Source organism: Streptomyces sp. NPDC059906, assembly GCF_042730645.1.
Classification (GTDB): Bacteria; Actinomycetota; Actinomycetes; order Streptomycetales; family Streptomycetaceae; genus Streptomyces; species Streptomyces rubrogriseus.
On the sequence record NZ_JBHWKU010000004.1, the window covers coordinates 14,332 to 30,821 of the forward strand.

At 74.0% G+C, this 16,490-nt stretch carries 15 protein-coding genes and 1 riboswitch; of the genes, 7 read left to right on the forward strand and 8 right to left on the reverse strand.

The window, feature by feature from the left end; all coding sequences use genetic code 11:
• The first annotated feature begins 12 nt into the window (after nucleotides 1-12).
• Both trpD and ACFV9J_RS07780 read left to right on the forward strand, forming a co-directional pair.
• Nucleotides 13-1,077 (forward strand): anthranilate phosphoribosyltransferase, encoded by a 1,065-nt coding sequence (gene trpD, locus ACFV9J_RS07775; RefSeq protein ID WP_385351399.1) that lies wholly within the window; start codon nucleotides 13-15, stop codon nucleotides 1,075-1,077.
• A 96-nt stretch (nucleotides 1,078-1,173) separates the two neighbouring features.
• Nucleotides 1,174-1,290, forward strand: a riboswitch (SAM riboswitch).
• A gap of 146 nt (nucleotides 1,291-1,436) precedes the next feature.
• Entirely contained in the window at nucleotides 1,437-2,837 is a 1,401-nt protein-coding gene (locus ACFV9J_RS07780) for an aminotransferase class V-fold PLP-dependent enzyme (RefSeq protein ID WP_385351402.1), read from the forward strand.
• Here the strand turns inward: ACFV9J_RS07780 and ACFV9J_RS07785 are convergent.
• From ACFV9J_RS07785 to ACFV9J_RS07815, 7 genes are all read right to left on the reverse strand, one after another.
• Nucleotides 2,744-3,994, reverse strand: a complete 1,251-nt coding sequence (locus tag ACFV9J_RS07785) for a glycerate kinase (RefSeq protein WP_385352199.1) — start codon at nucleotides 3,992-3,994, stop codon at nucleotides 2,744-2,746. The two genes, ACFV9J_RS07780 and ACFV9J_RS07785, sit on opposite strands and share 94 nt — an antisense overlap.
• 29 nt (nucleotides 3,995-4,023) lie before the next feature.
• Nucleotides 4,024-5,439: an SLC13 family permease gene (locus ACFV9J_RS07790; RefSeq protein ID WP_385351406.1), complete on the reverse strand. Its 1,416-nt coding sequence runs from the start codon at nucleotides 5,437-5,439 to the stop codon at nucleotides 4,024-4,026.
• An 82-nt stretch (nucleotides 5,440-5,521) separates the two neighbouring features.
• On the reverse strand, nucleotides 5,522-6,187 hold the full coding sequence (locus tag ACFV9J_RS07795) for a response regulator transcription factor (protein ID WP_385351409.1): 666 nt from the start codon (nucleotides 6,185-6,187) through the stop codon (nucleotides 5,522-5,524).
• The gene (locus ACFV9J_RS07800; RefSeq protein ID WP_385352201.1) at nucleotides 6,184-7,548 is read right to left on the reverse strand and encodes an ATP-binding protein; all 1,365 of its coding nucleotides are present in this window, start codon (nucleotides 7,546-7,548) and stop codon (nucleotides 6,184-6,186) included. The genes ACFV9J_RS07795 and ACFV9J_RS07800 overlap by 4 nt, the downstream gene beginning before the upstream one ends.
• A gap of 58 nt (nucleotides 7,549-7,606) precedes the next feature.
• Entirely contained in the window at nucleotides 7,607-7,891 is a 285-nt protein-coding gene (locus tag ACFV9J_RS07805; RefSeq protein WP_385351412.1) for a small secreted hydrophilic protein, read from the reverse strand.
• 163 nt (nucleotides 7,892-8,054) lie between these two features.
• Nucleotides 8,055-8,336, reverse strand: a complete 282-nt coding sequence (locus ACFV9J_RS07810) for an Lrp/AsnC family transcriptional regulator (protein ID WP_003976675.1) — start codon at nucleotides 8,334-8,336, stop codon at nucleotides 8,055-8,057.
• The gene (locus ACFV9J_RS07815; RefSeq protein ID WP_385351415.1) at nucleotides 8,333-9,112 is read right to left on the reverse strand and encodes a rhomboid family intramembrane serine protease; all 780 of its coding nucleotides are present in this window, start codon (nucleotides 9,110-9,112) and stop codon (nucleotides 8,333-8,335) included. Before ACFV9J_RS07815 ends, ACFV9J_RS07810 begins: the two co-directional genes overlap by 4 nt.
• A gap of 156 nt (nucleotides 9,113-9,268) precedes the next feature.
• Here ACFV9J_RS07815 and ACFV9J_RS07820 point away from each other — a divergent pair, with 156 nt between their 5' ends.
• From ACFV9J_RS07820 to ACFV9J_RS07840, 5 genes are all read left to right on the forward strand, one after another.
• Nucleotides 9,269-9,508 (forward strand): hypothetical protein, encoded by a 240-nt coding sequence (locus tag ACFV9J_RS07820; protein ID WP_003976677.1) that lies wholly within the window; start codon nucleotides 9,269-9,271, stop codon nucleotides 9,506-9,508.
• A 62-nt stretch (nucleotides 9,509-9,570) separates the two neighbouring features.
• Nucleotides 9,571-10,914, forward strand: coding sequence for an NYN domain-containing protein (locus ACFV9J_RS07825; RefSeq protein ID WP_385351419.1), 1,344 nt, complete (start codon nucleotides 9,571-9,573; stop codon nucleotides 10,912-10,914).
• A 231-nt stretch (nucleotides 10,915-11,145) separates the two neighbouring features.
• The gene (locus ACFV9J_RS07830; protein ID WP_385352203.1) at nucleotides 11,146-12,189 is read left to right on the forward strand and encodes an NlpC/P60 family protein; all 1,044 of its coding nucleotides are present in this window, start codon (nucleotides 11,146-11,148) and stop codon (nucleotides 12,187-12,189) included.
• A 235-nt stretch (nucleotides 12,190-12,424) separates the two neighbouring features.
• Nucleotides 12,425-13,459, forward strand: coding sequence for an NlpC/P60 family protein (locus ACFV9J_RS07835; RefSeq protein WP_385351421.1), 1,035 nt, complete (start codon nucleotides 12,425-12,427; stop codon nucleotides 13,457-13,459).
• 445 nt (nucleotides 13,460-13,904) lie between these two features.
• Nucleotides 13,905-15,098, forward strand: a complete 1,194-nt coding sequence (locus ACFV9J_RS07840; protein WP_385351424.1) for a hypothetical protein — start codon at nucleotides 13,905-13,907, stop codon at nucleotides 15,096-15,098.
• A 35-nt stretch (nucleotides 15,099-15,133) separates the two neighbouring features.
• Here the strand turns inward: ACFV9J_RS07840 and ACFV9J_RS07845 are convergent, their stop codons facing one another.
• The gene (locus tag ACFV9J_RS07845) at nucleotides 15,134-16,399 is read right to left on the reverse strand and encodes a glycosyltransferase 87 family protein (protein ID WP_385351427.1); all 1,266 of its coding nucleotides are present in this window, start codon (nucleotides 16,397-16,399) and stop codon (nucleotides 15,134-15,136) included.
• Between the last annotated feature and the right edge of the window lie 91 nt (nucleotides 16,400-16,490).

Sequence of the window (16,490 nt, forward strand, 5' to 3'; positions counted from 1 at the left end):
TCAGGAGCGGCTATGAGCGCTGTGACCCCCGCTGGAGGCGACACCGCGGCGGACCGCTCCTGGCCCGCCCTGCTGAACGGACTGCTGGACGGCCGCGACCTGAGCGCGGACGACACCGCCTGGGCGCTGGACGTGATCATGCGCGGCGAGGCGACCGACGTGCAGATCGCCGGGTTCGCGGTGGGCCTGCGGTTCAAGGGGGAGACGGTCGAGGAGATCTCCGGGCTGGTCCGCACCATGTACGAACACGCCAACGTGATCGAGGTGCCGGGGAAGACCGTCGACATCGTCGGCACCGGCGGCGACGGCGCCAAGACGGTCAACATCTCCACCATGTCGGCGATCGTCCTGGCCGGCACGGGGGCGAAGGTCGTCAAGCACGGCAACCGGGCCGCCTCCTCGGCGTCCGGGGCCTCCGACGTCCTGGAGAAGCTCGGGGTCAACCTGGAGCTGACGCCGCAGCGGGTGGCGGAGGTCGCCGAGGAAGCCGGTATCACCTTCTGCTTCGCCGTGAAGTTCCACCCGGCGCTGCGCCACGTGGCGACGGCCCGCGGCCAGCTCGGCATCCGTACGGTGTTCAACTTCCTGGGTCCGCTGACCAACCCCGCCCGGGTGAAGGCCCAGGCGGTCGGGGTCGCCCACGCCCGGATGGCGCCGATCGTCGCCGGTGTCTTCGCCGAGCGCGGCCACTCGTCCCTGGTCTTCCGCGGCGACGACGGACTCGACGAGCTGACCACCACCTCCACCTCCCGGGTCTGGGTGGTGCGCGAGGGCCGGGTGACCGAGGAGACCTTCGACCCGCGGGACGTCGGCATCGAGCTGGTGGCGGTCGAGGCGCTGCGCGGGGCCGACGCCTCCTACAACGCCGACGTCGCCCGCCGCCTGCTGGCCGGCGAGAAGGGCCCGGTGCGGGACGCGGTCCTGCTGAACTCGGCGGCGGCCCTGGAGGCCCTGGAGCCCGGCGAGGGGGCCCTGGCCGGGCGGCTGCGGGCCGGGATGGACCGGGCGGCCGAGGCGATCGACTCCGGTGCGGCCCGGCGGGTGCTGGAGCGCTGGGTGGCCGTCAGCAACGCCTGAACGGCGATACGGCGATACGGCGATACATGTGACGTGCGTCCCGCGATCCGGACCCGGGTTGCGGGACGCCGATCATTTCCCATAGGTTTTCCGACAGGTCATGAGTGACAGTCATGAGGCCCCGGCCGACTGTCCGGCAACCCTCCGTCCGTGGCGGGGTGCCCCGGGTGAAGACCAGGTCGTGGACAGCAAGGTCCACGGCAAGCGCGGACCCCTCGCGGAACCAGGGGTCCTGGGTCGTCCGAGGGAGTCTCCCGTGAACCAGCGAATGCGATAGGGCCGCAGAGCCCCGCCTCCGCACCCCCCTTTCCTCTCTTTCACAGCGCCGCGCCGTGCGCTGGTCCTCACGGGAGTCCGCCATGTCCGTACCCACCGCTGTCGCCACCCCGCTGCCCGTCCTCGGCCGGGACGTCACCGTTCCGCTCGTCACCGGCGGTCAGGTCACCTACGCCGCGCTCGACTACGCCGCCAGCGCGCCCGCGCTCCAGCGGGTCTGGGACGACGTGGCCGCCTACGCCCCGTACTACGGCAGCGTCCACCGGGGCGCCGGGTACCTCTCGCAGCTGTCGACCGACCTGTTCGAGAACGCCCGCGGGACCGTCGCCGGGTTCCTCGGCTGCCGGGACGACGACCAGGTGGTCTTCACCCGGTCCACCACCGACTCCCTGAACCTGCTCGCCGCCGCGCTGCCCGCCCACTGCCGGGTCTTCGTCTTCGAGACCGAGCACCACGCCTCGCTGCTGCCCTGGCGCGACGCCGACGTCACCTACCTGGACGCCCCGCGCACTCCCGCCGAGGCCGTCGAGACCCTGGAGCGCGCTCTCGCCGCCCGCGAGCCGTACGGGCCCGCCCTGGTCTGCGTCACCGGCGCCTCCAACGTCACCGGCGAGCTGTGGCCGGTGCGGGAACTGGCCGCCGCCGCGCACGCCCACGGCGCCCGGATCGTCCTGGACGCCGCCCAGCTCGCCCCGCACCACCCGGTGAGCGTGCGCGACCTGGACGTGGACTGGGTCGCCTTCTCCGGGCACAAGCTGTACGCGCCCTTCGGCTCCGGCGTGCTGGCCGGCCGCGCCGACTGGCTGCGCGAGGCGGAGCCGTACCTGGCCGGCGGCGGCGCCAGCCGCAGCGTCTCCCGGCGCGCGGACGGCGGCGTGGACGTGCGGTGGCACGACAGCGCCGCCCGGCACGAGGCTGGGTCGCCCAACGTCATCGGCGCCTACGCGATCGCCTCCGCCTGCAAGGCGCTCACCGAGGCCGGGTTCGACTCGCTGGTCGCCCGCGAGGAGTACCTGATCCAAAAGGTGCGCGAGGGCCTCGCCGGGGTGCCCGAGGTGCGTGTCCTCTCCCTCTTCGGCGACGAGGCGCCGCGCGTCGGGGTGCTCTCCTTCGTCGTCGAGGGCTGGAACAGCTCGCACTTCGCCGCCGCGCTCTCCGCCGAGTACGGCATCGGCGTGCGCGACGGCCTGTTCTGCGCCCACCCGCTGGTGCGCACCCTGCTCGGCAGTGACCCGCAGACGCAGGGCGAGTGCGGCGCGCCCGAGGCGGCGCCCGGCGAGAAGTCCCTCAACGCCATCCGCGTCAGCTTCGGCGCGGGCACCCCGGACGAGCACGTGGAGCGGTTCGTGAGCGCCGTCCGGCAGCTGGTGAGCGACGGCGCCCGCTGGAACTACCGCACCGAGGACGGCCGCTGCGTGCCCGACCCGACGTCCGGCGACCCGGCGTCCGGCGACACGGCGCCGGTGACCGGCGCCGCCGCCTGAGTAGACCCGGCCGGCAACCGGGCCCCCAGCAGCACCATCCGCAGCGCCCGTTCCGTGGCGTCCGTGAGGAGTTCGGAGGCGCGCAGCAACGCGTCCGCCAGGGCCATCGGCGCCGGCATGATCCCGTGGCAGGCGTCCACCCCGGGCACGTCGTGCGCGCCCTCGCCGAGCGTGCCCGCCAGGGCGAGGACGGGCCTGCCGGAGAGCTTGGCGCGGCGGGCCACCTCGGCCGGGACCTTGCCGCGCGGCGTCTGGTGGTCCAGGGCGCCCTCGGCGGTGAGCACCAGGTCGGCCCGGGCGAGGCGGGCGTCCAGGTCGAGGTGGCCCAGGAGCACGTCGAAGCGGGGCAGCAGCCGGGCCCCGACGGCGGCGAGTCCCGCGCCGAGACCGCCGGAGGCGCCGGTGCCGGACCCCGTCCGCAGGTCGGTGCCGACGACGCCGAGGTCGCGGGTGAGCACGCGCGCCCAGTTCTCCAGCCCGGCCGACAACTCCTCGACCTGCGCGGGCGTCGCCCCCTTCTGCGGGCCGAACACCCGGGCCACGCCCCGCTCGCCGCACAGCACGTTGTACGGGTTGCAGGCGACGAGCAGCTCGGTGTCCTTCAGCCGGGCGTCGAGACCGGACGGGTCGACGCGGACGAGGCGGTTCAGCTCCCGGCCGCCGGGGCCGAGTTCGAAGCCGTCCGCGTCCAGCAGCCGGGCCCCGAGCGCCTGGAGCGCGCCCGCGCCCCCGTCGGACGTCCCCGAGTCGCCGCAGCCGACCAGCACGCGCCGCACCCCGGTGCCGAGAGCGGCGCGGATCAGCTCGCCGACGCCGTACGTGGTGGTGGCGCCGGGGTCGCGCAGGGCGCGGGGGACCAGGGACAGGCCCGCGACGGCCGCCATCTCCACCACCGCCGTGTCCCCGGTGCCGAGCAGCGCGAAGTGGGTGCCGACCCGGTCGCCGACGGGGCCGGTGGCGGCCAGCGCCACCAGGCGCCCGCCGGTCGCCGACGCCAGCGCGACGGCGGTGCCCTCGCCGCCGTCCACGAGTGGGATCCGGTCGATCTCGGCGTCCGGCAGCACCCGGCGGACGCCCGCCGCGATGGCGTCGGCGGCGGCCCGGGCGGACAGGGACTCCTTGAATCCGCTGGGGGCCACGACCACGCGGTTCAGCACGGGGGACGGAGAAGACATGGGGGGCTCCTTCAGCGGGTCACGGGCACGCCGAGCAGCGGCCAGACCGCGGCGGCGAAGAACAGCACGAGCAGGGCGGTCAGCGGCGCCAGTACGGCGGACAGCCGCAGCAGGTCGCGCGGGGTGTAGGTGGGGACGCCGGGTACGTCGGAGAAGAGCGTGACCGGCTTGGCGGAGGCCGGGAGCGTGTGGCAGAACCCGGCCGCCGCCGTCGAGGCGAGCGCGGCGGCGACCGGGTTGACCCCGGCGCCGACGGCCGCGGCGATCACCAGCGGGACCAGCACGGAGGAGCGGGCGGAACGGGACTGCAGGACCAGGTGGGCCGCCGTGCTCACCGCGACCACCACGCCGAGGAAGACGGCCGGGGCGACGTCCGCGGGCAGGCCCGACACCAGCCACTTCGCCGCACCGGAGTCGGCCAGCGCGACGCCCATCGCCATCGTCGCCGCCATGAACAGCAGCAGCGACCACGGCACCGTCCTCAGCGCGTCCTTGAGCCGTACGGTGCCCAGCGCGGGGGAGGACGCGACGACCGCGCCGATCAGCGCCACCACGGCGGGGGAGACCCGGTGCAGGGGCTCGCTGCACCACAGGGCCACCACCGTGGCCAGCAGCAGCGCGCAGCGCTTCTCGGCCTGCGTCCAGGGGCCGGTGACCGGGCTCTCGCTGTGCCGCTGTATCTCCTCGGCGGTGATGCGGACGGACCCGGCGCGGTCCGTGCGGCGCGTGGTCGTCAGCAGGACCGTCTCGGCGGCGAGGTGGGAGGAGGCGACCGCCAGCGGCAGGCCGAGCAGCAGCCACTGGGTGAACCCGATCCGGTCCCCGGTCGCCTCCCACAGCACCGACACCGTGATCAGATGCGCACCGGCACCGATCAAAGTCGCCACCGCCGACAGCAGGATCACGGTCGGGAACAGCAGCGCAAGCATCACGACCAGTCGTTTCCGGTCGGCGAGCGCCTTGGCGAGGGCGAGGAACACCGGCAGCGCCAGCGCCGCCCGGCCCGAGGTGGCCGGCACCGCGAAGGCCGTGACGACCAGCGCGGCCGTCGTCAGGTGCACCAGCTGGCGCACCGTGCGCGCCCCGCCCACCAGGAACGCCGCCGCCCGCCCCGCGAGCCCGGTCCTGGCGACCGCGGCGGCCAGCACGAAGGCGCAGATCAGCAGCCACACCGTGTCCTCACCGAGGGTGCCGAACAGGGTGTCGCTGCTGATGACACCGGTCGCGGTCAGCGCGAGCCCGGCGCCCAGCGCGATGTACGTGTCGTCGATCGGCGTACCGATCCAGGCGCAGGTGGCCAGCGCGAACACGGCGAGGGTCAGGCGCGCGTCGCCGCCCAGGGCGGGGAAGTTGGCGGGGACCGCCAGCAGCGCGCACAGGGACAGCGCCGCGCACAGGGCCGCCGCGAGGCGGAGGTTCAACGTCACGCCCCGAGCGTCCACGGGCGCGGTGAGCCCTCAATGAGGGTCACATGAAGGAAACTTCACCGGGCCGTGCGGGACGCGGGCCTCACCAGGCCGGCAGCCGGTACCCCATCCCGCGCACGGTCTCCACCTGCTGGGCGCCGAGCTTCTTGCGCAGGGCCCGCACGTACACGTCCACGATGTTGGAGCCCGGGTCGAAGTCGTAGCCCCACACGTGCGACAGGATCTGCTCGCGGGACAGTACCTGCCCCGGGTGGCGCAGGAACAGCTCCAGGAGCACGAACTCACGGGCCGTCAGGTCCACGGTGCGCCCCTCGGCGCGGGCCCGGCGGGTGCGCAGGTCGAGGCTGAGCGGCCCCGACTTCAGCACCGTCACCTCCGGAGCCCTGGCCGCCGTCCGCAGGCGCAGCCGGACCCGGGCGAGCAGCTCCTCGAAGCGGAACGGCTTGGTCATCCAGTCGTCGGCGCCGCCCTCCAGACCGGCCACCGTGTCCCGTACCGAGTCCCGGGCGGTCAGCACGATCACCGGGGTCGTCACCCGGGCCTCGCGCAGCTCGCGCAGGACCGTGAAGCCGTCCCGGCCGGGCAGTCCGATGTCCAGGACGACGAGGTCGAAACCGCCGGTGAGGGCGTACTCGTAGGCGGCGTCGCCGTCGGCGACCGCGGTGGTGGTGAAGCCGTTGGCGCGCAGGCCCTTCTGGACGAAGGAGGCGATGCGTTCCTCGTCCTCGACGATGAGGATGCGGTTCATGGTCGTGCCTCTTCCAGAGTGAGTACGAAGGTGGCGCCGCCGCCGGCGGTGGTGCGCAGGTCGACCCGGCCGCCGTGGCCCTCGGCGATCGCCCGCACGATGGACAGCCCGAGCCCGGCGCCCGTGCCGCGCACCCCGCGGCGGGCCGTGCCGCGGCGGAACCGCTCGAAGATCACCTCGGCGTCCTGCGGCTGGACGCCGGGTCCCGAGTCGGCGACGTACAGCTCGATCCGCGAGCCGTCGGCGCGGGACCCTATGCGGACCCGCTGACCGGCCGTGGTGTGCTGCACGGCGTTCTGCGCGAGCTGCACCATGGCCTGGGTGATGCGCTGCGGGTCGAGAAGGACCTCCCGGTCGGCGACCCCGTCCAGCACCCACTCCCGCTCGCCCAGGGTGCGGGCCTTGACGTAGACGTCGGCGGTGAGTTCGGCGAGCTGCACCGGCTCGGGGGTGACGAAGTCGGGGCGTTCGGCCTTGGCCAGCAGCAGCAGGTCCTCGACGATGCGGCTCATCCGGTCCAGCTCGTCGGTGACGAGGCGGACGGTCTCCTCGCGCTCGGCCGGATCGTCGCCCATCAGCTCCAGGTGGCCGCGCACGATGGTGATCGGGGTGCGCAGCTCGTGGCCCGCGTCGTCGACGAACCTGCGCTGGGTGGCGAAGGCGCGCTCCAGCCGGTCCAGCATGGCGTTGAAGGTCTCGGCGAGGGCCGCCACGTCGTCGTGGCCGTGCACCGGGATGCGCCGGGTCAGATCCTGCTCGGTGAGCTGGGCGGCGGTGGTGCGCACCAGCCGCACCGGTTTCAGGATGCGGCCCGCCACCACCCAGGCGATGCCGGTGGTCATCAGCAGGGCGACGCCGGAGATGGCGAGCAGGACGCGGAACACCTCGTCCGCGCGCGCCTGTTCACGCCCCGGGTGGAAGGCGACCACGAAGGCGGCCGCCGGTTCGCCGCCGTAGCGGGCCACGGTGACCTTGGCCCAGCGGATCTCGCCCTCGGGCCGGTCCAGGGTGCCGGTGGAGTCGGGGGAGGCGTAGATGCGGCGCCGGGCGTCGGCGTCCTCGTGCAGGGGCCGGTCGACCGGGATCTCGCGCTGCTGGATGATCTGCGTGGGCCGGCTGCCCGCCTCGCCGACCAGGCCGACCAGTTCCTCGTCCAGGTCGGCGTACTGCCGCTCCAGGAACACCCGCAGCAGCCGACCCGGGTCGGTGAACGGACGGCCCGTCTCCGGATCGAAGCCCTGCTCCTCGAAGTTGGCGAACTCGCCCGCCTCCTGCGCGAGCAGGCCGTTGATCCGCTGGTCGGTGTCGCGCAGCAGGATCGAGCGGGTGGTCGCCGCCACCGAGGCCAGCGCGACCGCCATCACGAGCAGCAGCCACAGCAGGATGCGGACCCGGGCCGAGACCCGGCGGCGCTCGCGCTCACCCGTCGCCGGGTCCGTCGTCGGTGTCCCCGCCCCGGTCGTCGTCATCGTCGTCATCCGAAGGGCCGTCGGTGACCGGCGGCCGCGTCACCACCTGGTCGCTGGGCGTCGGCTCGGGCGAGGAGGAGGTCGGCGCCGGGGTGGGGGAGCCGCTCTCCAGCTCCACCTTGGCCGGGACCTTGGGCTCCTGCGGGCTGTCGGTCAGGGCGAAACTGGTCGCGGCGATGCCGAGGGGGATGAGGACGACGGCCGCGAGGGCCGCCATTCGGCGGGAGAAGACCATGGGGTGGATTCTGCGCGGTGGATCCGGCGGGCCGGATGAGTCCTGGATGAAGAAGCCTTCATGTGTCCGTCGTCGGATCGCTGCGGGTTCGCCGTGGCTGGTCGCGCAGTTCCCCGCGCCCCTTGGGGGCGCGCCCCCTCGGGGCGCTTCTCGCTCGGGGCGATCAGTTGTCGAGGCCGATCGCGAACGCCGCCTCCAGGTCGTGCTGGGAGTACGTGCGGAAGGCCACGTGGGTGTCGGTGCCCTCCACGCCCGGGATCTTGCTGATCCGGCCGGGGATGACGTCGGCCAGGTCCTCGTGCCGGCTCACCCGCACCATGGCGATCAGGTCGTAGGTGCCGGTGACGGAGAAGACCTCGCTGACGCTCTCCAGCGCGGCGATCTGCTCCGCGATCTCGGGAATGCGGTCCACGCTGGTCTTGATGAGGACGATCGCGCTGATCACGGCTGGTTCTCTCCCTCGGGCGCCGCCACTGGAACGCCACCAACTGTAGTCGTACGCCCGAACCGCACCCAGGCGAAGGCGAAGCCCAGGCCGAAGCCCACCAGGTGCGCCAGGTACGCCACCCCCGGACCGTCACCGGCCCGCCCCGCCGCCAGCCACTGCAGGGAAACCCAGAACGGCAGCACGACCCAGGCCGGGAAGCGCAGCGGCAGGAAGAAGAGGAAGGGCAGCAGGCTGGTCACGCGGGCCCGCGGGAAGAGGAACAGGAACGCGCCGAGGACCGCGGAGATCGCCCCCGAGGCGCCGACCAGGGACTCCTGGGAGTGGGCGTTGGCGCCCGCGTAGCCCACCAGGGCCAGGTAGCCGCAGCCGAGGTAGAACAGGGCGAACTGGAGTCGGCCCATCCGCTCCTCGGTCATGGCGCCGAAGACGTAGAGGAAGAGCATGTTGCCCAGCAGGTGCACCCAGCTGCCGTGGACGAACAGAGCCGTGGCCGGGGTGAGCGCCGACCCGGGGGAGTCCTCGAACAGTTCTGCGGGGATCACGCCCCAGCGCCGGAAGTAGGCGCGCTGCGCCGCCAGCACCTCCTCCCCGGTGCCGTACACCGGATTCAGGCCCGCGGCCGGGCTGATCAGGAACAGCAGACAGCACAGTGTGATCAGCGTGTACGTCACGGGCGCCGTCCGGCGCCGGGCCGGGCGGGCCCGGCGGGCCGGGGCGAGCCTCCCGGCCGCCGCGACCGTTCTGCGGACCGCCTTGCTCCAGTTGCGGATCATGGACACAGAGCATGACGTAACGGGCGCGAGGGCTCATAGCGCCTCGCCGCCGTGGACACGCGGGCGTCGGGTACCCGCCAGGCCGTAGGGTTACGTGCCACACGTACCGGGGGAGCCCGGCGCGTCACCGACACTGGAAGAGAGCGAACAGCCACGATGACGGTTCCCCTGCCGACCGACACGACGCGGTGGCGCTGCACCCTCTGCGGCAACCTCACCCGCTTCGACGTGACCCGGGCCTCGAAGGTCGTCGAGTACGTCCACCTCGACCTGGCCGGTGAGCCGACGGTCGAGGAGCGCGAGGTGCTCAGTGAGACCGTCGAGTCGGTGCGGTGCCGCTGGTGCAACGCCGTGGACCAGGTGGAACTCGTGGACAGGCCGGGTGCCGCCTCCTGAGGGAAGCGGCCCCGCACCAGGCGATTCCGGCCCGGGATCGCCCTGAGACATTGGGGTGACGGATGGTGGAGACACACGGCGGGGGGCCGGGCGACGGCGCCGCTGAGGTGCTCGACCGCCCGCTGCCCGACGGCGTGCGCCGCCGGGTCGTGCAGATCGTGTCCGACGGCTTCGGCTCGCTCACCCTCGGCGAGCTGCCCGCACAGCTGAGGCAGTACGCCAGGTTCGCCCCGAACCGCCGGGTCAAGTTCGCCGGCAACGCCATGGCCGCCGCGGTGGAGACCGACCCGCTCTTCCGCCAGCGCATCGGCGAGAAGTTCCGCGACGCCCAGCCCGAGCTGGCTCACGCGCTGGACGCCGGGTCCGCGCTGCCGGCCGCCGACCCGCTGGACGTGGCCGCCGCGGCCTACGTACTGCGCCCGCACGGCTGGGTGAAGCTGGTCACCGCCGCCGGTGAGGAGGCGCAGCGCGCGGACGCCGAGCGCGCCGACGAGGAGAGCCGCGCGGAGCTGGAGCGGCTGCACGAGGAGCTGTCCCGGGCCCGGGAGCACACCAGGACCGAGATCGAGCGGCTGCGCGGCGAGCTGGACGCGGCGAAGCGGGAGACCGAGTCGCTGCACCGCAAGCTGCGCTCCGCCCTCAGCGACGTCAAGCGCGGCGAGGCGGCCCTGCGCAAGGTCCAGGCCGAGCTGGACGCCGTACGGGCCGAGGGGCAGACCCAGGTGTCCGCGGCCGAGAGCGAGACCCGGCGGCTCAAGGCCCGCCTGGGAGAGGCCGAGGCGGCCCTGGAGGCCACCCGCAAGGCCGCCCGCGAGGGGCGCAGCGTCGAGGACATGCGCGTACGGCTGCTCCTTGACACCCTCCTCGACGCCACCCAGGGGCTGCGCCGCGAGCTGGCGCTGCCCCCGGTGTCCGTGCGGCCCGCCGAGACCGTGGACGCGGTCGAGCCCGGCCGGATGACGCCGAAGGACATCGCCAACCGGGCCCTGTCCGAGAACGACCCGGCGATCCTCGACCAGTTGCTGGCACTGCCCCAGGCGCACCTGGTCGTCGACGGCTACAACGTCACCAAGACCGGCTATCCGCAGATGCCCCTGGAGAAGCAGCGGCTGCGGCTGCTCGGCCAGCTCTCCCAGCTCGCCGCGCAGACCGGCGCCGAGATGACCTGTGTCTTCGACGGGGCCGAACTCGTCGCGCCGGTGCTGCTCGCGCCGCCGCGCGGGGTGCGGGTGCTGTTCTCCAAGCCGGGTGTCACCGCCGACGAGCTGATCCGCCAGCTGGTGCGGGCCGAGCCGCCGGGCCGGCCGGTCATCGTCGTCTCCACCGACCGCGAGGTCGCCGACGGCGTGGCGCGCGCGGGCGCACGCCCGGTGGCGTCCGTGGTGCTCCTCAAGCGGCTTTCCTAGCCCCTCCTTCACTTCCGTACCAACCGCAACGTAGGCGCCCTATGCCCGAATTGACGGAACCGTCACGCAACGTAGTGTCAGGAAGGCGTCACTGCAGGTGAGTTGTGGCGGAAAACGCGGTGCGTAACCGTGATTTTTCGGCGGAGGATTTGAACTGATCACGAGTGGGTCACTAGGGTCACCCTTCGAACCCTCGAACGGGTGATCCCTCTCAAGAAGGAGCTCGTCTCCGTGGCGTCCCACCGTCGTCCCAAGCAGCCGAGCCGCACGCGCGTGACCGTGCTCACCACCGCTGCCGCCGCCGCTGTCGCTCTCAGCTCCCAGGCCGCCAACGCCGCCCCGAGCGAGAAGCCGAGCAAGGACGAGGTCAAGGCCAAGGTCGACAAGCTCTACGAGGAGGCCGAGCAGGCCACCGAGAAGTACAACGGCGCCAAGGAGAAGCAGGAGAAGCTCCAGAAGGAGATCTCCACCATCCAGGACAACGTCGCCCGCGGCCAGGAGGAGCTCAACGAGCTGCGCGACGGCCTCGGTTCGATGGCCAGCGCCCAGTACCGCTCCGGCGGCATCGACCCCTCCCTCCAGCTCTTCCTGTCCGCCGACCCGGACAACTACCTGGACAAGGCCTCCACCCTCGACCAGCTCAGCGGCCAGCAGGTCGAGGCGCTGAAGAAGATCCAGGTCAAGCAGCGCGACCTCGCGCAGCAGCGCTCCGAGGCCTCCGAGAAGCTCAAGGACCTCTCCGCCACCCGCACCGAGCTGGGCAAGAAGAAGAAGGAAGTCCAGGGCAAGCTCTCCTCCGCGCAGAAGCTGCTCAACACGCTCACCGCGCAGGAGAAGGCCGCCCTCCAGGAGGAGCAGCAGCGCTCCAACCGCGCCAGCGAGCGCCAGGTCCTCACCGGCGGCAAGTCCACCCCCGCCTCCGGCCGCGCGGGGGCCGCCTTCGCCGCCGCCCAGGGCAAGATAGGCACGCCCTACGTCTACGGTGCCACCGGCCCGTCCTCCTTCGACTGCTCGGGCCTGACCTCCTGGGCGTACGCGCAGGCCGGCGTCGGCATCCCGCGCACCTCCCAGGCGCAGGCCAACTACGGCACGCGCATCTCCTCGTCGAGCCAGCTGCAGGTCGGCGACCTCGTCTTCTTCTTCAGCGACCTGCACCACGTCGGCCTCTACGCCGGCAACGGCCAGGTCCTGCACGCGCCGCGCACCGGCACGAACGTCCGCTACGAGTCGATGAGCACCATCGGCGGTCCGTTCATGTTCGGCGTACGGGTCTGACCCTGCCCCGCGTCCGGGGCCGACCCGGACGACCCGCGCCACCCGAAGCCGTCCCCGCCGTGCCGCCCGTTCGGGCGAATCACGTCCGGGCCCTGTGACCCCTCGCCCCGCCGGTGACCTGCGTCAGCGGCGGGGCGTCGTGTTGCGCGGCGCCCGAGGTCGTTGGCCGGTGCCCCGCCGGGGGGTTACTGTCTGCCGCGTTTCCCGTCCGCCAGCGGAAGGAGTGCGGCTTCCCGTGGGGTCCCATCGCCGCCTTGCACCATCCGGGTTCGACCGTGGCTCCACCGCCGCCGTCGGCCTGCTCTCCGTGGCCGCCGCACTGCTGGGCGCCGTACCGGCCACCGCCGCGCCCGCGGCCCCGGCCGCCCCGCAGGACGACCGGCGGGCGGAGGTGGACCGGCTGCACACCGAGGCGGAGCAGGCGACCGAGGCCTACAACAAGGCCGACGCGCGCACCGACGCGCTGCGCGAGGAGGTCGCCACCGCGCAGGAGTCCATCGCCCGGCAGCAGGAACGCGTCAACACCATGCGGGACGCGCTCGGTTCGCTGGCCGGCGCGCAGTACCGCTCCGGCGGCATCGACCCGTCGCTGGCGCTGCTGCTCTCCGCCGAACCGGACGACTACCTCGACCGGGCCTCCGTGCTCGACCGGATCACCACCCGCCAGGCGGGTGAGCTGAGGGAACTCCAGCAGGCGATGCGCGACCTCGCCCAGGACCGTGCCGAGGCGGCCGGCAAACTCACCGAGCTGGAGCGGGGCCGCAAGGCCGTGGCCGCCCACAAGAAGACCGTGGAGCGCAAGTTGGCCAAGGCCCGCGCGCTGCTCGCCGCCCTGCCGGACGACGAACGCACCGCCTACCAGCGCGGCTCCCGCTCCGGCCGCGAGGACCTGACCGCCCTCGCCGGCGGTGCCGCTCCCGCCTCCGGCCGGGCCGGGGCCGCCTTCGCCGCCGCCCGCTCCGCCCTCGGCAAGCCCTACGTCTGGGGCGCCAACGGACCCTCCGGCTTCGACTGCTCGGGCCTGACCCAGTGGGCCTACGCGCAGGCCGGGGTGGGCATCCCGCGCACCTCCCAGGCACAGACCGGCGCCGGACGGCACGTGTCCCTGGCCGAGGCCCGCCCCGGCGACCTGGTCGCCTACCGCGACGACGCCAGCCACATCGGCATGTACGCCGGCAACGGCCAGGTGATCCACGCGCCCTACCCCGGCGCGCCGGTGCGCTACGACCCGGTCGCCATGATGCCGATCTCGTCGATCACCAGGGTGTGACCCCACGGCCCCTTCGGCCCGCCGTGTCCGCCGGGTCCGCTGCGACTGCCGGGTCCGGCGGGTCCGCCGGGTCCGCCGCGACTGCCGGGTCCGCCAGGTCCGCCGGGTCCGCTGCGTCCGCCGCGACTGCCGGGTCCGCCAGGTCCGCCGGGTCCGCTGCGTCCGCCGCGTCCGCCGGGTCCGCCTGGTCCGGTGGGTCCGCCGCGACTGCCGGGTCCGCTGCGTCCGCTGCGTCCGCCTGGTCCGGTGGGTCCGCCGCGACTGCCGGGCCCGCCGGGTCCGCTGCGTCCGCCGCGTCCGCCGCGTCCGCCGCGTCCGCCGCGTCCGCTGCGTCCGCTGCGTCCGCTGCGTCCGCCGCGTCCGCCGGGCCCGCCGCGTCCGCCGGGTCCGCCGAGCCCGCATCGCCCGGTGCCTTCCGTGGCCCGGCGCCCGTACGATCGGGAAGGTGGCTGGTCGAAGGCGGGTGTCGGGGTTCTCGGTGGTGGCGCTGTGCCTGCTGCTGGTCGCGCTCGTGGGCTGCGGCGGCCGGACCGCGGCCGATCCGTCCTCGACCGACGTCCAGCGGGTGCTCGACCGGCGGGCGGCGGCCGTCCTCGCCCACGACGCGGCCGCCTACGCGCGCACCGGCACCGGCACCGGCTTCGGCAACCTGAGCGCGATCCCGCTCGCCGCCTGGTCCTACCGGGTGCGGGACGTGGAGCGCAGCGGCGACACCGCCACCGCCGACGTCGAGCTGCGCTACCGCGTCGAGGGCTACGACCGGGGCCCCGTCTCCGCGGGCCGCACCGTGCGGCTGAGCCGGGACGGCACGGCCGGGACCTGGACCGTCGACTCCGACCGCCCCGCCAAGGAGTCCGGCCAGCAGCCCTGGGACCAGGGCGCGGTCCGGGTCGTGCGCGGCACGCACAGCCTCGTCCTCGGCGTGGGGCAGTCCACCACCGCCCTGCGCCGCTTCGCCGACCTGGCCGACCGCGCGGTGCCGGCCGTCTCGGACGCCTGGGACGGCGACTGGTCCCGCCGCGTGGTCGTGGTCGTCCCCAGGTCGGTGGAGGGCATGGCGGGCCTGCTCGGTTCCCCGGCCTCGTCCTACCGGGGCATCGCCGCGGTCACCACCGGGGAGACGGGCGGCCGGGAACACGCCCCCGCGGACCGGATCATCGTCAACCCCGACGCGTACGGCCTGCTGGGCAGCCTGGGCAGGCAGGTCGTGCTCACCCACGAGACGACCCACGTCGCCACCCGCGCCGACACCACCTCCGCCACCCCGCTGTGGCTCTCCGAGGGCTACGCCGACTGGGTCGGCTACCGCGGCAGCGGCCGCACCGCCGCCCAGGCCGCCCCCGAACTGGCCGACGCGGTCGCCGAGGGCCGGGTGCCCGCGCGGCTGCCGACCGACGAGGACTTCGGCTTCACCGCCGACGCGGAGGCACTGGCCCGCGCCTACGAGGGCGGCTGGCTGGCCTGCCGGATGATCGCCGAGCAGTGGGGCGAGGACCGGCTGGACGCGTTCTACCGCTCCGTGGGCACCCACGACGACCGCGCCGGCGCGGTGGAGGCCGCGCTGCACGAGGTCCTCGGAACGACACCGGACGACTTCACGGCCCGCTGGCGAGCGTACCTGCGGACCCGGCTCGGATGATCGGCTGAGCCGCGTGGGCTCTCCGCCGGCGGGCTTCAGGGCGCCCCGGTGGGTGTGTCCGCGGGCGTGGCTCGGGTGAGGGGGGCGGGCCGTTCGGCCGGGACCTCGGTCCCGTGGCGCACCGTGCCCCGCCACAGCGCGCGGGCGGCGAGGAGGGTGGCGGCCACCAGCAGGCCGTTGCGGACGAACAGGAGCGTGATGCCGAAGGGGGTGCTCGCCACCACGTCCGCGAACAGGAGCGGGAACTCCAGCGCCGTCAGCGGGGTCGCCGCCAGCACCAGGGCGACCGGCACCCGCATCCGGCTCGCCCGGAAGCACCGGCAGACCGCACCGAGGCCCACCAGCCACACCAGGTACTGCGGGCTGATCACCCGGCTGGTCACCGTGAACATCAGCACCGCCACGAAGGCCGCGTCCGCCGCCGTGTGCGCCGCGAACCGGTGGGACGCCGACCGCGAGGCCCGCACCCGCCACAGCAGCAGCCAGCCGAATGCCACCGCGCTCAGCCCCAGCGAGACCGTGCCCACGGTGTCCACGTGCGGGCCCAGGAACTCCATCGAGCCGTAGTTCAGCAGCACCCCGCCCTCCCAGCCGAAGTGCCGCGCGACGTGGAAGACCAGCGAGCCCAGCGACTCCACCTCGATGCCCCGCTCACGCTGGAACGTCAGGAACGCGAACGCCCCGGGCATCGACACGGCGAACAGCGCGGCCAGCCCGGCCCCGCTCACCGCGGCGGCGACCCACGGCCCGCGCCCCCGCATCCCGACGAGCACCAGCGCCGGCCACACCTTCAGCAGCGCCCCGACCGCCGCCAGGGCCCCCGCCACGCGCGGATGCCGCCCGGCGGCGAGCAGCGCGGCCACCGCGACGGCCGTGACCATCACGTCGTAGCGGGCGTACACCGTGGGACCGAGCAGCGGTACGCCCGCCACCCACACCCACGCCCCGCGCGGCGACCGCCCCGTCCCCCGGCCGGCCTGCCACAGCAGCGCCAGGACCGCGGCGTCCGTGACACACGCGAGGACGAAGAAGGCCGTCGCGTACTCCAGGAAGGGCAGCAGGCCGGGGGAGAGGACCGCGAAGGCCGCCGCCGGCGGATACTGCCAGGTGACGTCGTCCAGCGGAAACGTTCCGGTGCGCAGCACGTCGGCCCAGTCCCGGTAGATGACGGACACGTCGCCGGTGACGTCCGGACCGGGGAAGACCAGCACCTTCAGCACGAACAGCAGCAGCACCAGCCGGGTGGCGCCCCAGACCGTCGGCAGCCACACCCGTGACCGCCCCGCGTCCCTCGTCTCCACGCGCTCCCTGCCCGTCCGTGACCGCCCGTGACCGTCCGTACCTGCCTGTCCCCGCCTCGTACCCGCTGGTCCCCCGGTGCGGCCATGATGA

Bases quoted from the DNA above. Each gene is read 5' to 3' on its own strand.
- trpD (WP_385351399.1), top strand. From the start codon at position 13: ATGAGCGCTGTGACCCCCGCTGGAGGCGACACCGCGGCGGACCGCTCC.
- ACFV9J_RS07780 (WP_385351402.1), top strand. From the start codon at position 1,437: ATGTCCGTACCCACCGCTGTCGCCACCCCGCTGCCCGTCCTCGGCCGG.
- ACFV9J_RS07795 (WP_385351409.1), bottom strand. From the start codon at position 6,187: ATGAACCGCATCCTCATCGTCGAGGACGAGGAACGCATCGCCTCCTTC.
- ACFV9J_RS07800 (WP_385352201.1), bottom strand. From the start codon at position 7,548: ATGGCGGTCGCGCTGGCCTCGGTGGCGGCGACCACCCGCTCGATCCTG.
- ACFV9J_RS07805 (WP_385351412.1), bottom strand. From the start codon at position 7,891: ATGGTCTTCTCCCGCCGAATGGCGGCCCTCGCGGCCGTCGTCCTCATC.
- ACFV9J_RS07815 (WP_385351415.1), bottom strand. From the start codon at position 9,112: ATGATCCGCAACTGGAGCAAGGCGGTCCGCAGAACGGTCGCGGCGGCC.
- ACFV9J_RS07820 (WP_003976677.1), top strand. From the start codon at position 9,269: ATGACGGTTCCCCTGCCGACCGACACGACGCGGTGGCGCTGCACCCTC.
- ACFV9J_RS07825 (WP_385351419.1), top strand. From the start codon at position 9,571: ATGGTGGAGACACACGGCGGGGGGCCGGGCGACGGCGCCGCTGAGGTG.